The sequence below is a fragment of the Streptomyces sp. NPDC002838 genome (assembly GCF_040295365.1).
Classification (GTDB): Bacteria; Actinomycetota; Actinomycetes; order Streptomycetales; family Streptomycetaceae; genus Streptomyces.
In genome coordinates this window covers 51,019-64,755 of record NZ_JBEOVF010000026.1, presented here as the reverse complement: position 1 = coordinate 64,755, position 13,737 = coordinate 51,019, and the positions used below count along the sequence as shown (strand labels likewise).

At 72.1% G+C, this 13,737-nt stretch carries 13 protein-coding genes; 8 read left to right on the top strand and 5 right to left on the bottom strand.

The genetic code is table 11. The annotated features are described in order from the left end of the window. Positions 1 to 97 precede the first annotated feature (97 nt). From galE to idi, 3 genes are all read left to right on the top strand, one after another. Entirely contained in the window at positions 98 to 1,063 is a 966-nt protein-coding gene (galE, locus tag ABT063_RS29365; RefSeq protein ID WP_351062350.1) for a UDP-glucose 4-epimerase GalE, read from the top strand. A 157-nt stretch (positions 1,064 to 1,220) separates the two neighbouring features. Continuing rightward, complete coding sequence (locus ABT063_RS29360) at positions 1,221 to 2,165, top strand: cation diffusion facilitator family transporter (RefSeq protein ID WP_351062348.1); 945 nt, start codon at positions 1,221 to 1,223, stop codon at positions 2,163 to 2,165. A gap of 210 nt (positions 2,166 to 2,375) precedes the next feature. Next, positions 2,376 to 2,969, top strand: coding sequence for an isopentenyl-diphosphate Delta-isomerase (idi, locus tag ABT063_RS29355; RefSeq protein WP_351062346.1), 594 nt, complete (start codon positions 2,376 to 2,378; stop codon positions 2,967 to 2,969). A 6-nt stretch (positions 2,970 to 2,975) separates the two neighbouring features. Here idi and ABT063_RS29350 read toward each other — a convergent pair whose 3' ends face one another. After that, positions 2,976 to 3,485 (bottom strand): ATP-binding protein, encoded by a 510-nt coding sequence (locus ABT063_RS29350; RefSeq protein ID WP_351062459.1) that lies wholly within the window; start codon positions 3,483 to 3,485, stop codon positions 2,976 to 2,978. A gap of 297 nt (positions 3,486 to 3,782) precedes the next feature. Here ABT063_RS29350 and ABT063_RS29345 point away from each other — a divergent pair, with 297 nt between their 5' ends. Further along, positions 3,783 to 4,538, top strand: a complete 756-nt coding sequence (locus tag ABT063_RS29345) for an enoyl-CoA hydratase/isomerase family protein (protein ID WP_351062457.1) — start codon at positions 3,783 to 3,785, stop codon at positions 4,536 to 4,538. On the opposite strand, the gene ABT063_RS29340 is transcribed toward ABT063_RS29345, so the two are convergent. After that, on the bottom strand, positions 4,525 to 5,160 hold the full coding sequence (locus ABT063_RS29340) for a DJ-1/PfpI family protein (RefSeq protein WP_351062344.1): 636 nt from the start codon (positions 5,158 to 5,160) through the stop codon (positions 4,525 to 4,527). The genes ABT063_RS29345 and ABT063_RS29340 overlap by 14 nt on opposite strands. A 336-nt stretch (positions 5,161 to 5,496) precedes the next feature. Continuing rightward, positions 5,497 to 6,459 (bottom strand): GlxA family transcriptional regulator, encoded by a 963-nt coding sequence (locus ABT063_RS29335; RefSeq protein ID WP_351062343.1) that lies wholly within the window; start codon positions 6,457 to 6,459, stop codon positions 5,497 to 5,499. A gap of 126 nt (positions 6,460 to 6,585) precedes the next feature. Here ABT063_RS29335 and ABT063_RS29330 point away from each other — a divergent pair, with 126 nt between their 5' ends. The 4 genes from ABT063_RS29330 (at position 6,586) to ABT063_RS29315 (ending at position 10,961) form a co-directional block, all read left to right on the top strand. Then, the gene (locus ABT063_RS29330; RefSeq protein WP_351062342.1) at positions 6,586 to 7,455 is read left to right on the top strand and encodes an SCO6745 family protein; all 870 of its coding nucleotides are present in this window, start codon (positions 6,586 to 6,588) and stop codon (positions 7,453 to 7,455) included. A gap of 277 nt (positions 7,456 to 7,732) precedes the next feature. Beyond that, positions 7,733 to 7,864 carry an LPFR motif small protein gene (locus tag ABT063_RS29325; protein ID WP_266820342.1) on the top strand — a complete coding sequence of 44 codons (132 nt, stop codon included), beginning with the start codon at positions 7,733 to 7,735 and terminating at the stop codon, positions 7,862 to 7,864. Between the two features lie 102 nt (positions 7,865 to 7,966). Beyond that, positions 7,967 to 10,336 carry a Tex family protein gene (locus ABT063_RS29320; protein WP_351062340.1) on the top strand — a complete coding sequence of 790 codons (2,370 nt, stop codon included), beginning with the start codon at positions 7,967 to 7,969 and terminating at the stop codon, positions 10,334 to 10,336. A 67-nt stretch (positions 10,337 to 10,403) separates the two neighbouring features. Then, complete coding sequence (locus ABT063_RS29315) at positions 10,404 to 10,961, top strand: putative glycolipid-binding domain-containing protein (protein WP_351062338.1); 558 nt, start codon at positions 10,404 to 10,406, stop codon at positions 10,959 to 10,961. A 34-nt stretch (positions 10,962 to 10,995) separates the two neighbouring features. Here ABT063_RS29315 and ABT063_RS29310 read toward each other — a convergent pair whose 3' ends face one another. Together ABT063_RS29310 and ABT063_RS29305 are read right to left on the bottom strand one after the other, a co-directional pair. Beyond that, positions 10,996 to 12,636 carry an ABC-F family ATP-binding cassette domain-containing protein gene (locus ABT063_RS29310; RefSeq protein WP_351062336.1) on the bottom strand — a complete coding sequence of 547 codons (1,641 nt, stop codon included), beginning with the start codon at positions 12,634 to 12,636 and terminating at the stop codon, positions 10,996 to 10,998. Between the two features lie 48 nt (positions 12,637 to 12,684). Beyond that, entirely contained in the window at positions 12,685 to 13,704 is a 1,020-nt protein-coding gene (locus ABT063_RS29305; RefSeq protein WP_351062335.1) for an oxidoreductase, read from the bottom strand. Positions 13,705 to 13,737 lie beyond the last annotated feature (33 nt).

The following is a 13,737-nucleotide window of genomic DNA, read 5'->3' as shown; positions in this document are numbered from 1 at the left end:
TCAGGGATCCGGTGCCCCGCCCACAAACCGCGCACCACACACCGGGCATCCAGGACATTGCGCCGGACGCGGCCGGCTCGACATAGGGTGGGCGACCATGACATGGCTGATCACCGGCGGTGCCGGATATATCGGGGCCCATGTGGCGCGGGCCATGACCGACACAGGGGAGCGCGTTCTCGCGCTGGACGACCTTTCGGCCGGAATCCCCGAGCGGCTCCCGGCGGACGTCCCGCTGGTCGAGGGGTCGACGATGGACGCCGGCCTGCTGAAGCGGCTGCTGGCCGAGCACGAGGTGACGGGTGTGCTGCACCTGGCAGCGCGCAAGCAGGTCGCCGAGTCCGTGGCGCAGCCGACGCGGTACTACCGCGAGAACGTGGGCGGCCTCGCCACGCTCCTGGAGGCGGTCGCCGAGGCCGGGATCGAGCGTTTCGTCTTCTCCTCGTCGGCGGCGGTCTACGGCGACCCCGGTGTGGATCCGATCACGGAGGACACCCCGTGCGCTCCGGTGAACCCGTACGGCGAGACCAAGCTCGCCGGGGAGTGGCTGGTGCGGTCGGCGGGCCGGGCGCACGGCATCTCGACGGTGTGCCTGCGCTACTTCAACGTCGCCGGTGCCGCCGCGCCGGAGCTGGCGGACACCGGGGTCTTCAACATCGTCCCGATGGTCTTCGACCGGCTCACGCGGGACGAGGCGCCGCGGATCTTCGGCGACGACCATCCGACGCCGGACGGAACCTGCGTCCGTGACTACATCCATGTCGCCGATCTGGCCGAGGCGCACCTGGCCGCCGCCCGGCGGCTCGATGACCGCAGCGGCGACCTGACGGTGAACATCGGCCGTGGCGAGGGCGTCTCGGTGCGCGAACTGATCACGGTGATCGGCGAGGTGACCGGCGACCGGCGTCCGCCCGTCGTCGAGGCCCGGCGCCCCGGCGACGCGCCGCGTGCGGTCGCCTCGGCCGCCCGGGCCGCCGAGGAACTCGGCTGGACGGCCCGGCGCGGGGTGCGTGAGATGGTCGACTCGGCCTGGCGGGGTTGGCTGCTGCACCGCGGCGGATGATCGGCTGCTGCACCACGGCAGATGATCACCCGGAGCTCTGACCTGCGGATCGTTTCTGCAGGTCAGAGCACATGACAACGATGTTCAGTGCCGCGTTGCCCCATACCCCCCTCCCGTAGTTCACTGTGATCCCGAGCGAACGCAGGAGGACGCCTTCATGGGGGCTGGGCACGATCACGGGAACGGGCATGCGCACGGCACGCCGGCGGGCGGTACGGCGACCGCGGCGTACCGCGGCAGGCTGCGGGTCGCGTTGTCGATCACGCTCACCGTCATGGTGGTCGAGCTCGTCGGCGGTGTGCTCGCCGACTCGCTCGCGCTGGTCGCCGACGCGGCGCACATGGCGACGGACGCGCTGGGCCTGGGCATGGCGCTGCTCGCGATCCACTTCGCGAGCCGTCCGCCGAGCGACCGGCGCACCTTCGGCTACGCCCGCGCGGAGATCCTCGCCGCCCTCGCCAACTGCCTGCTGCTGCTCGGGGTCGGCAGCTACGTCCTGTACGAGGCGATCCAGCGGTTCATCACGCCCGCCGACACCGAGGGCGGCCTGACCGTCGTGTTCGGTCTGATCGGTCTGGTGGCGAACATGATCTCGCTGACGCTGCTGATGCGCGGGCAGCGGGAGAGCCTGAACGTGCGCGGCGCCTTTCTGGAGGTGGCCGCGGACGCACTGGGCTCGCTCGCGGTGCTGATCTCGGCGACGGTGATCCTGACCACCGGCTGGCAGGCCGCCGACCCGATCGCCTCGCTCGTCATCGGCCTGATGATCGTGCCGCGCACCTGGAAGCTGCTGCGCGAGACGCTCGACGTGCTGCTGGAGGCGGCCCCCAAGGACGTCGACATCGCGGAGGTCCGCGCCCACATACTCGCGCTGGACGGCGTCGAGGACGTCCACGACCTGCACGCCTGGACGATCACCTCCGGCATGCCGGTGCTGTCGGCGCACGTCGTCGTCCGCTCCGACGTCCTTAACGCGATCGGCAACGAGAAGATGCTGCACGAGCTCCAGGGCTGCCTCGGCGACCACTTCGACGTGGAGCACTGCACCTTCCAGCTGGAGCCGAGCGGGCACGCGGAGCACGAGGCGCGGCTGTGCCACTGACCCACGCGGCCTGCCACTGACCGACACCTGTACGGGGCGCCGGCGATGCGGATGTGACGGAACGCAGCGATCCGGCACACGGTTGCGTCCTCCTGCTCACAGCCCCGCTCCGGACGGTTCCGTGCCCGCCGCGCCGGGCACGATCAACTGCCGGGAGTGCCGTATTTGTACGGCACACTTGGGGCGCGAAGACCGATGTGAAGGATGGGTATGCCGATCACACCTGCCACCGCGACGCACAGTCCGTCGAACGGCACCGCAGACGCGATCTTGCTGGAACTGGTCGACGAGAACGGTGTGACGATCGGCACCGCGGAGAAGCTCGCGGCGCACCAGCCGCCGGGGCAGTTGCACCGCGCCTTCTCCGTGTTCCTCTTCGACGAGCGCGGTCGGCTGCTGATCCAGCAGCGGGCGCTGGGCAAGTACCACTCCCCCGGTGTGTGGTCCAACACCTGCTGCGGCCACCCCTACCCCGGTGAGGCGCCCTTCGCGGCGGCCGCCAGGCGCACGTACGAGGAGCTCGGTGTCTCGCCGTCGCTGCTCGCCGAGGCGGGGACGGTCCGCTACAACCACCCGGACCCGGACTCGGGCCTGGTCGAGCAGGAGTACAACCACCTCTTCGTGGGGCTCGTCCAGGCGCCGCTCAGGCCGGATGCGGAGGAGGTCGGCGCGACGGCCTTCGTGACCGCCGCCGAGCTGGCGGAGCGGCACGCGAAGGACACCTTCTCCTCTTGGTTCATGACCGTGCTGGACGCGGCCCGTCCCGCGGTCAGGGAGCTGACGGGCGAGTCCGCCGGCTGGTGACGACAGTCACGGCACCCGCGCGGGCTTGAGCGGCAGGGCGGCCCAGATCACCTTGCCGCCGCTCGCGGTGTGCTCGACGTCGCACACCCCGCCCGCCTCCCGGACGATCTCGGTGACCAGGAGCAGTCCGCGGCCTCCGGTCCGGCCGTGGTCGGCCTCCAGGGCGGTCGGGCGGTAGGGGTGGTTGTCCTCCACGGACACCCGCACCCACTCGGCACCGACGGCGACCTCCACGGCGAGCATCGGCGAAAGGAGCGCCGCGTGCCGCACGGCGTTCGTGACCAGCTCCGAGACGATCAGCAGCAGTCCCTGGACCAGGTCGTCCGAGACCGGCACCCCCTGGCGGTACAGCAGGTCCCGTACGGCGTGTCGTGCCTGCGGCACGGAGGCGTCGACGGCGGGGGCGGTGAACCGCCACACGCCCTCGTACGGCAGGGGATCCGGCGGCACCGCGTCGAGGGGTTCGTCCGTTCCGCCCGCTGGGCGTGGGTCGGGCCCGCGCCCGTGGTTCTCCATCGTCCGGTCGCCACCCTTGCACTCGATTGTCACCACACGTCGAGTGTTGGCAATCGACCCCTCCGGCCCAGAGTCCTGAACAGAAGTCAGCCGGTATCGAGCACTTCTGACCGTTGGCGTATGACACGGTCAGTTGTGGGACCGCTCCTGTCCCGCTCACGCCGACTTCCCGAACTAGTCGGGTTGTACGGGTTTGCCGGCCGGGGTGCCCGATCCGCTCCGTTGCCGCCGGTCAGCAATCCTCGGAGCGGGGCACTTCTGGATCGTACGGTCGGTGCGGTGGATAGCATCCGCCGCATGGAGCCGCAGCTGCTGCACAGCGTCACCGACTCGGTCGCCACCGTCGTCGTCCATCATCCGGCCAAGCGCAACGCGATGACGGCCGCGATGTGGCGGGCGCTGCCGCCGCTGCTCGACACGCTGGCGGCCGATCCGGGCGTACGGGCGCTGGTGCTGACGGGCGAGGGCGGGACGTTCTGCGCGGGGGCCGACATCTCCACGCTCCGGGGGTCGCCGGAGGAGGCGCAGGGGCTCGCCGTGCGCGCCGAGGATGCCCTCGCGGCCTTCCCGAAGCCGACGCTGGCGGCGATCCGCGGTCACTGTGTGGGCGGCGGGGCGCAGCTCGCGGCGGCCTGCGATCTGCGGTTCGCCGAGGAGGGCGCGCTGTTCGGCGTGACGCCGGCCAAGCTGGGCGTGGTGTATCCGGCTTCCGCGACCCGGCGATTGGTGGCGCTGGTGGGTCCGGCGACCGCCAAGTACTTGTTGTTCTCCGGGGAGTTGATCGACACGGTGCGGGCGCTGCGTACCGGGCTGGTGGACGAGGTGCTGCCCGCGGGGGAACTCGGCAAGCGGGTCGCGGAGTTCACCCGGGTCCTGGTCTCCCGCTCGCAGCTGACGCAGGCGGCGGCGAAGGAGTTCGCGAACGGGCGCACCGACCGGGACGCGTACTGGTCCGCACAGGCACGCGGCAGCGGCGACACCGCGGAGGGCGTCGCCGCGTTCCTGGAGCGCAGACCGCCGCGCTTCACCTGGGGCGTGCCTACGTCAGGATGAAGCGGCTGCGGGCCCGCAGCCGGTCGACGATGTGCGCGGGCGCCTTCTCGGGCGACCCGGCGTCGTAGGGCGGCTGCGGGTCGTACTCGGTGACCAGCTGTACGGCCTGGGCGTGGGCGTCACCCGCGATCCGGCCGAGCAGGGTCAGCCCCATGTCGATGCCGGAGGAGACGCCGGCCGCGGTGACGTACTTGCCGTCGGTCACCACCCGCTCCCCCGTCGGCTCGACGCCGAACTGCTTCAGGAAGTCCAGGGCGAGCCAGTGCGAGGTCGCCCGGCGGCCCTCGAGGAGTCCGGCGGCGGCCAGCAGCAGGGAGCCGGTGCACACCGAGGTCGTCCAGGTGCTGGTGGCGTCGGCGGTGCGCAGCCAGTCCAGGAGGATGCCGTTCTCCATCTGCGGGCCCTGACCGGGACCGCCCGGGACGACCACGATGTCGGGGCGGGTCACTTCGGCGAGCGTCTTGTCGGCGGTGAGGGCGAGGTCGCCGGTCTCGTTACGGACGGGTCCGGTCCGCTCGGCGACGAAGACGGTCTCGGCGTCGGGGAGGCGGCCGAGGGTCTCGTACGGGCCGACGGCGTCCAGGGCGGTGAAGCGGTCGTAGAGGACGATGGCGATCTGCATGGGGGCCTTTCGGTGGGTGGGGCGGGCGCCAACGGGCGGGCGGGCGTCGGAGGGTGGGTGCCGGGCGTCAGCGGGCAGGTGGCGGAGGTCAGCAGGCGGGCGCCGGGCGTCAGCGAGCACGTGGCAGGCGCCGGCGGTGGAGGAGGAGATCAGTCGGGCGCCTGGCGGACGCCAGCAGACCGGCGGCCGATCTCGCGGACGCGTGGCACGCGCCAGCGGACCAGTGGCCGAAGCCAACGGTCAGACGCCGACCATCAACCGGCGCCTGACGGACGCCAGCAAGCCGGCGGCCGACCTCGCGGACGCGTGGCGCGCGTCAGTGGATCGGTGGCGGAGTCAGCGGGCGGGTGCCGCTGGGCGGAATCTGCGGCGGTATTCGGCCGGGGCCGCCCCGAGCGCCTTGACGAAGGCGCGGCGCATGGCTTCGGGGGTGCCGTAGCCGCTGGCGCGGGAGATCTCCTCGACGCCGTCGCCGGTGTCCTCCAGGAGGCGGCGGGCGTGTTCGAGGCGGACACGGTCGACGTAGCGGCCGGGGGTCATGCCGGTCTCGGCCAGGAAGGCGCGGGCGAAGTGGCGGGGTGACAGGCGGGCGCGTCCGGCGAGGGACTCGACGGTCAGGTCGTCGGCGGGGTGTTCGCTGATCCACCGCTGGACCTCGCGGAGCGGCTCGCGCTGCGCGGTCTGGGCGGCGAGCTGGGTGCTGAACTGGGCCTGGTTGCCGGGCCTGCGCAGGAAGACGACCAGGTGGCGGGCGACAGCGAGCGCAGCGTCCCGGCCCAGGTCCTCCTCGACCAGGGCCAGCGCGAGGTCGATGCCCGAGGTGACGCCGGCGGAGGTGGAGACGTGTCCGTCACGTACGTAGATGGGCTCGGCGTCGACCTCGATCGCCGGATGGTCACGGGCGAGTTTGTCGCAGTACGCCCAGTGGGTCGTGGCGCGGCGGCCGTCCAGCAGGCCCGCCTCGGCGAGCAGGATCGCACCGGTGCAGACGGAGACCAGGCGCTCCGCGCGCGGGCCGTGCTCGCGCAGCCAGTCCGTCAGGCGCGGGTTCGGGCGCCGGGTGCCCTGGCCGCCGGGGACGAGGAGCGTGTGCGGGCCGGGTGCGTCGGTGAGGGCCCCGTCCGGGACGAGGGTCAGGCCGCCGGAGGTGCGCACCGGGGCGCCGTCCGGCGAGGCCGTACGGATGCGGTACGTCCCCGGAGTGTGCTTCTCGGCCCCGGCGAACACCTCCACGGGGCCGGTGACATCGAGGCTCTGTACGTCGTCGAAGAGGACGACAAGAACGGTTCGCTGCGCCATGCCCTCGATTCTTGGGCGAGGGACGGATGGCCGCAATGACGAGTTCCCCACCTTTCCTGCCGCACGGGCCGGCTACGGGACGCCGACACCTGGATCAGATACCAACCGGTCGGTAATGTGCGCGCCATGACCACCGTTGCCCTGGACCCGCGCGCGGGCCGCCGCTGCCACAACGTGCTCAACTCCCTGCACGCGACGCACTACTTCTCCCCCGACCTCGGCAGGGAGCTGGGCGCGCTCGGCGTCACGCAGCCCCGGGCCGTCAACTTCGCGGTGCGGGCGGCCGCGCTCGGACCGGTGGGGGCCGGCACGGTGACGGCGGCCTTCTACAACTACAAGCACGAGCTCGTGGCCCGGCACGTGCCCGCGGTGTGGGCCACGGCCACGCCCGAGCAGGTCCTGGCGGCACGCGCGCGTGCCGTCGACGCGACCCTGCGCCGCCTGCTGGGCGAGGAGGCCTTGGCGTCCGCCGAGATGGCGCAGGCGGCCCGGCTCGCCCTGCGCGCCGCCGAGGCCTGCTCGCGCAGCGCCCGGCCGCTGTACTCCGCGCACGCCGATCTGCCGGTGCCCGAGGAGCCGCACCTGGCCTACTGGCACGCCGCCACATTGCTGCGCGAGCACCGGGGCGACGGCCATCTCGCCGCCCTGATGTCCGCGGGGCTCGACGGCCTGGAGGCGGTGGTGACCCATACGGCGACCGGCAAGGGCATGACACCGAAGTGGGTGAGCGACACCCGCGGCTGGACCCGAGAGGACTGGGACGCGGCGAGCGGGCGGCTGCGGGAGCGCGGGCTGCTGGGCGAGGACGGTGAGCTGACGGAGCAGGGGGTCGCGCTGCGCGAGGGGATCGAGCGGGAGACCGATCGGCTGGACCGGGCCCCGTACGAGCACCTGGGCGCGGACGGCGTCGCGCGTCTGACGGAGCTCGGCACGGGCTTCGCACGCACCGCGCTGGCCGCGGGCGCCTTTCCGGCGGATCTTCTCGGCAAACGCTGAACGGCGGCGCGGCGCCCCCTCTTGGACGGTGCTGAACGGCGAGCCCGGCCCGGACCACGGCCCGGGCCGGCGCTGAACGACATGCCCCCGGCGGGCTCCCCGGCCGACGCCGCACAACACGCCCGGCGGACCTGCCGGCCGACGCTGAACGGCGGTCCCGGCGGCCTCCTGGTCCGCCACTGGATGACCGGCCCGGATGCGACGGCGCATGCCGGGCCGTTGCCGAGGTACCCGGACTGTCCCGGCCGGCGCGGCCGGGAGAGGAAAGGGGAAACTCGTGTTCCGTGCAATCGCAGACGTGCTGCGCCAGATCGGTGGCGCCGTCGCCACCGTCGTGACGCTGCCCTTCCGGGCGCTGGCCCGGCTCTTCGGCGGCGCTTCGGGCTCGACCCGCAGCCGCAGGGTCTGATGCGGCCGCCCCCGCCCCGCCGGTAGCCGCCCTGATCCCCGGTTGTCGGTGCCACCTGCCACAATTGCCGCGCAACCTCAGTGGAGAAGGCGGTACGGGATCGTGACGACACCCCTCGTAGGGTCCATCGAAGGCAGGATCGCCGAGGAACTCGGCGTACGGGAGCGGCAGGTCAAGGCTGCCGTGGAGCTGCTCGACGGCGGTTCCACGGTTCCCTTCATCGCCCGCTACCGCAAGGAAGCGACCGAGATGCTCGACGACGCGCAGCTGCGCACGATCGAGGAGCGGCTGCGTTATCTGCGGGAGCTGGAGGAGCGGCGGACGGCGATCCTCGACTCGGTGCGCGAGCAGGGCAAGCTCACCGAGGAGCTGGAGGCCCGGATCCGGGCGGCGGAGACCAAGGCGCGCCTGGAGGACATCTACCTGCCGTACAAGCCCAAGCGGCGCACCAAGGCGCAGATCGCGCGCGAGGCGGGCCTGGAGCCGCTGGCCGATGGGCTGCTCGGCGATCCGACCGTCGAACCGCTCGCCGCGGCAGCCGCGTTCGTCGACGCCGACAAGGGCGTGGCCGATCCGCAGGCCGCGCTCGACGGCGCCCGGGCGATCCTCACCGAGCGGTTCTCGGAGGACGCCGACCTGATCGGCGAGCTGCGCGAGCGCATGTGGGTGCGCGGACGGCTGGCGGCGAAGGTGCGGGAGGGCAAGGAGGAGGCGGGCGCCAAGTTCGCCGACTACTTCGACTTCGCCGAGCCGTTCACCGAACTGCCCTCGCACCGCATCCTCGCGATGCTGCGCGGCGAGAAGGAAGAGGTCCTCGACCTGGTCCTGGAGCCCGAGGAGCCGACCGACGGTCCTTCGTCGTACGAGGGGATGGTGGCACACCGGTTCGGGATCACCGACCGGGGTCGTGCGGCCGACAAGTGGCTGCAGGACACGGTCCGCTGGGCCTGGCGCACCCGCATCCTGGTGCACCTCGGCATCGACCTCAGGCTGCGGCTGCGTACGGCGGCCGAGGACGAGGCCGTGAACGTGTTCGCGGCGAACCTGCGCGACCTGCTCCTCGCCGCCCCGGCCGGCACGCGCGCGACGCTGGGCCTGGACCCCGGCTTCCGTACGGGCGTGAAGGTCGCCGTCGTCGACGCGACCGGCAAGGTCGTCGCCACGGACGTGATCTACCCGCACGTCCCGGCCAACAAGTGGGACGAGGCGATCGCCAAGCTGGCCCGGCTGGCGAAGGAGCACGCGGTCGAGCTGATCGCGATCGGCAACGGCACGGCGTCCCGGGAGACCGACAAGCTCGCCGGTGAACTCATCACCAAGCACCCGGAGTTGAAGCTCACCAAGGTGATGGTGTCCGAGGCGGGTGCCTCGGTGTACTCGGCCTCCGCGTTCGCCTCCCAGGAGCTGCCCGACATGGACGTGTCGCTGCGCGGCGCGGTGTCGATCGCCCGCCGGCTCCAGGACCCGCTGGCCGAGCTGGTGAAAATCGACCCGAAGTCGATCGGTGTCGGCCAGTACCAGCACGACCTGTCCGAGGTGAAGCTGTCGCGTTCGCTGGACGCGGTGGTGGAGGACTGTGTGAACGGCGTGGGGGTGGACGTCAACACGGCGTCGGCCCCGCTGCTGGCCCGGGTCTCCGGCATCACCTCCGGGCTCGCCGAGAACATCGTGGCGCACCGGGACTCCAACGGCCCCTTCAAGTCGCGCACACAGCTGAAGGGCGTGGCGCGGCTCGGCCCGAAGGCGTACGAGCAGTGCGCGGGCTTCCTGCGCATCCGCGGGGGCGACGACCCGCTCGACGCGTCCAGCGTGCACCCGGAGGCGTATCCGGTGGTGCGGCGGATGGTGAAGACGTCCGGGCAGGAGGTCGCCTCGCTCATCGGCAACACCGGTGTGCTGCGCTCGCTGAAGGCGCAGGAGTTCGTGGACGAGACATTCGGTCTGCCGACGGTGACCGACATCCTCAGGGAGCTGGAGAAGCCCGGGCGCGACCCGCGGCCCGCGTTCAAGACGGCCACCTTCAAGGAGGGCGTCGAGAAGATCTCCGACCTGTCCTCCGGGATGATCCTGGAGGGCGTGGTCACGAACGTGGCGGCCTTCGGCGCGTTCGTCGATGTGGGTGTCCACCAGGACGGCCTGGTGCATGTCTCCGCGATGTCGAAGACGTTCGTCAAGGACCCGCGGGACGTGGTGAAGCCCGGCGACATCGTCAAGGTGAAGGTGCTGGACGTCGACATTCCGCGCAAGCGGATCTCGCTGACGCTGCGGCTGGACGACGAGGCCGCGCCGCAGGAGCGGCAGCAGGGCACAGGAGGCGGCGAGCGTCGGCAGCGGGGCGGCCGTCCGCCGCAGCAGCGGCAGAACCGCGGCGGTGGCGGCGGCTCGCGCCAGGCTCCGCCGCCCGCCAACAGCGCGATGGCCGACGCCCTGCGCCGGGCGGGTCTGCTCGACCAGAAGAAGGGCAGGGGCTGAGACACCCGGCCCGGATCCTCCGGTACGGCACGGAGGGTCCGGGCCGCTTCGCCCGTAAGGTGACGATATGTCGACCTCGCGTGTGATCACCTGGGAAGTGTCGGAGAGCAAGGGGCTCGAGACCGCGTGGATCGAGTTCGACGGCGAAGCTCTGAGGGCGCGCGGCCGTGCGGTCGGGACGACCCCGGAGCCGTACTGGATCTCGTACGCGCTCGACACGACCGACGGCTTCGTGACGCGTCGGCTGCTGGTGGAGGCCGCCACCGCGCGCGGCACCCGCGTCCTGGACCTGCGCCACGACGGCGAGGGCCGCTGGACGACCAACGGCGAGCGGGTCTCTCAGGTCGACGGCGCACTCGACTGCGACCTCGGTCTGTGTCCCCTCACCAACACCATGCCCGTGCTCCGGCACGGCCTCCATCGGGCACCCGGGGAACGGGAGTTCGTGATGGCGTGGGTGGCCGTGCCCGAGCTGACCGTGGAGCCGTCCCGGCAGACCTACACGCACCTCGGGCGCGGGCTGGTGCGCTTCACCTCCGGCGACTTCCGCAGCGACCTCGTGTTCGACGCGGACGGATGCGTCGTCGACTATCCGGGCCTGGCCGCGCGGCTGACCTCCGCCTAGCGCCTGTGCGGCGAGCTGATCCGCCGGACGGGTCCTAGCGTTCAGTCACCTTGCCGTCCGCCACCTCCAGGCGGCGGGTCACCCGGACCGCGTCCAGCATGCGCCGGTCGTGGGTGACCAGGAGCAGGGTGCCCTCGTAGGCGTCGAGGGCCGACTCCAGTTGTTCGATCGCCGGCAGGTCCAGGTGGTTGGTGGGCTCGTCGAGGACCAGCAGGTTGACGCCCCGGCCCTGCAGCAGCGCCAGGGCCGCCCTGGTGCGCTCGCCCGGGGAGAGGGACGACGCCGGGCGCAGGACGTGGTCGGACTTCAGGCCGAACTTGGCGAGGAGGGTGCGGACCTCGGCCGGCTCGGTGTCCGGGACCGCCGCGCAGAAGGCGTCCAGCAGGGATTCCGAGCCGTGGAACAGCTTGCGCGCCTGGTCGACCTCTCCGACCAGGACACCGGAGCCCAGGGCGGCGGCGCCCGCGTCCAGTGGCACGCGGCCCAGCAGGGTGCCGAGGAGGGTGGACTTGCCCGAGCCGTTCGCTCCGGTGACCGCGACCCGGTCCGCCCAGTCGATCTGCAACGACACCGGTCCGAGCACGAAGTCGCCGCGCCGGACCTCGGCGTCCCGCAGGGTCGCGACGACCGCGCCCGAGCGCGGGGCCGACGCGATCTCCATGCGCAGCTCCCACTCCTTGCGCGGCTCCTCGACGGCATCGAGGCGCTCGATCATGCGCTGGGTCTGGCGGGCTTTCGCGGCCTGCTTCTCGCTGGCCTCGCTGCGGAACTTGCGGCCGATCTTGTCGTTGTCGTTGCTCGCCTTGCGGCGCGCGTTCTTCACTCCCTTGTCCATCCAGGAACGCTGCATCTGCGCCCGCTCCTGGAGGGCCGCCCTCTTGTCGGCGTACTCCTCGTAGTCGCCGCGGGCGTGCCGGCGGGCGACCTCCCGCTCTTCGAGGTAGGCCTCGTAGCCGCCGCCGTAGAGGGTGATCTGCTGCTGGGCCAGGTCGAGTTCGAGGACCTTGGTGACGGTGCGGGTGAGGAATTCGCGGTCGTGGCTGACGACCACCGTGCCGGCGCGCAGGCCGCTCACGAAGCGTTCGAGGCGTTCCAGGCCGTCCAGGTCGAGGTCGTTCGTGGGCTCGTCCAGCAGGAAGACGTCGTACCGGGAGAGCAGGAGTGAGGCGAGACCGGCGCGCGCCGCCTGGCCGCCCGAGAGGGACGTCATGGGCTGGTCCAGGTCCACGGCCAGACCGAGCGAGTCGGCGACCTCCTCGGCCCGCTCGTCGAGGTCGGCGCCGCCGAGCCCGAGCCACCGCTCCAGGCTCGTCGCGTAGGCGTCGTCCGCGCCCGGCGCGCCGTCGACCAGGGCCTGCGTCGCCTCGTCCATCGCCCGCTGGGCCTCGGCGACACCGGTGCGGCGGGCGAGGAACTCCCGCACGGTCTCGCCGGGCCTCCGTTCGGGCTCCTGCGGAAGGTGGCCGACGGTCGCCGTCGGCGGGGAGAGCCGCAGCTCTCCCTCCTCGGGCGTGGTCAGTCCGGCGAGCATCCGGAGCAGCGTGGACTTGCCCGCGCCGTTGGCTCCGACCAGCCCGATGACGTCCCCGGGCGCGACGACGAGGTCGAGCCCGGTGAACAGCGAGCGGTCGCCGTGCCCGGCGGCGAGGTTCTTGGCGACGAGGGTGGCAGTCATCAGACCGCCGATCCTAATGGCCGGCGCCGGCGGTCCGCGTCCCGGTTCTCAGTGCGCCATCGCCTCCACCAGCACGCTTCCCGAGGTCCGCGCCACCAGGAAGGACTCCCCCTTGACCGCCTTGGCGTCCAGGGCGATGCGGTGGCGGCCCGGTTCCAGGATGCCGTCGAAGACCTCGTGGACGTGAGTGCGGTAGAGCCGGTCGAGGCGGTACGCGGTGAGGCGGACCCGGCACGGGGAGGTGACCTCGACGCCCGCCTCGCCGTCGGCTGCGACCAGGCGGGTGAGGCGGCGCCGTTCGACGGGGCTGCGGTCCAGGGCGTGTTCGATCTGGGCGACGAGGAGCGGGACGATCGGGGCGAGGCCGTCGACGTAGGTCACGTCGACGCCGGCGCGTTCGAAGGAGCGGCGTACGGCGGCGCGTTCCTCCTCGGTGACCGCGCGGCCGAAGGCGACGGCGCCGTAGCCGCGCAGTTCGTCGGCGGGGACGTCGTGCGCGTCGCGGGTGATGTCGGCGCCGATGCCGATGATGCGCAGCGCGGCGGCGAGCTTGGCGAGGAGGGCCACCCGGGCGCCGATGAGCAGGACACGGCGGCGTGTGCCGACGGAGCCACTCAGCAGCGAGTCCAGCGCTTCCCGGTACTGGGTGCCGTGGAAGCGGAAGGGCCCTATGCCGTGGTAGCCGTTGAGCTCCAGGTCGGCTTGTTCGTCCGTCTGCCAGGCGAAGTCCCGCCAGAGGAAGTCCTCGCCGTCGCGCTCGATCACCGCGGTGACCGCGCCGCACGCGAGGTCCTCGCACTCGGGGCAGCCGTAGATGACGTAGCGGCCGTCGGGCAGCGGCGGCTCCGTCTCCAGGAGCAGGCTGTGGACCTGGGCGGTGAAGATCGCGGGTGGGACGTCGGAGGCGAGCGGGGAGACGGCGTCGAGGTCGGAGAGCTGGAAGAGCAGCGGGCGTCCGTCGACGACGAAGTCCACGAAGTCCCGGTGGATCTGGAAGTCACCGTTGGCGAGGACTCCACCGGCACGCATCGCCGGTGCCAGGCCGAAGGTCGCGTACTCGGCAGACATGCTGTGAGTATCCCCAGAACGGGACCGGTCTGA

Coding starts and splice junctions, on each gene's coding strand:
- ABT063_RS29310 (WP_351062336.1), bottom strand. CDS start 12,636: ATGACTGCCACCCTCGTCGCCAAGAACCTCGCCGCCGGGCACGGCGAC.
- idi (WP_351062346.1), top strand. CDS start 2,376: ATGCCGATCACACCTGCCACCGCGACGCACAGTCCGTCGAACGGCACC.
- ABT063_RS29305 (WP_351062335.1), bottom strand. CDS start 13,704: ATGTCTGCCGAGTACGCGACCTTCGGCCTGGCACCGGCGATGCGTGCC.
- ABT063_RS29335 (WP_351062343.1), bottom strand. CDS start 6,459: ATGGCGCAGCGAACCGTTCTTGTCGTCCTCTTCGACGACGTACAGAGC.
- galE (WP_351062350.1), top strand. CDS start 98: ATGACATGGCTGATCACCGGCGGTGCCGGATATATCGGGGCCCATGTG.
- ABT063_RS29330 (WP_351062342.1), top strand. CDS start 6,586: ATGACCACCGTTGCCCTGGACCCGCGCGCGGGCCGCCGCTGCCACAAC.
- ABT063_RS29350 (WP_351062459.1), bottom strand. CDS start 3,485: ATGGAGAACCACGGGCGCGGGCCCGACCCACGCCCAGCGGGCGGAACG.
- ABT063_RS29345 (WP_351062457.1), top strand. CDS start 3,783: ATGGAGCCGCAGCTGCTGCACAGCGTCACCGACTCGGTCGCCACCGTC.
- ABT063_RS29340 (WP_351062344.1), bottom strand. CDS start 5,160: ATGCAGATCGCCATCGTCCTCTACGACCGCTTCACCGCCCTGGACGCC.
- ABT063_RS29360 (WP_351062348.1), top strand. CDS start 1,221: ATGGGGGCTGGGCACGATCACGGGAACGGGCATGCGCACGGCACGCCG.
- ABT063_RS29315 (WP_351062338.1), top strand. CDS start 10,404: ATGTCGACCTCGCGTGTGATCACCTGGGAAGTGTCGGAGAGCAAGGGG.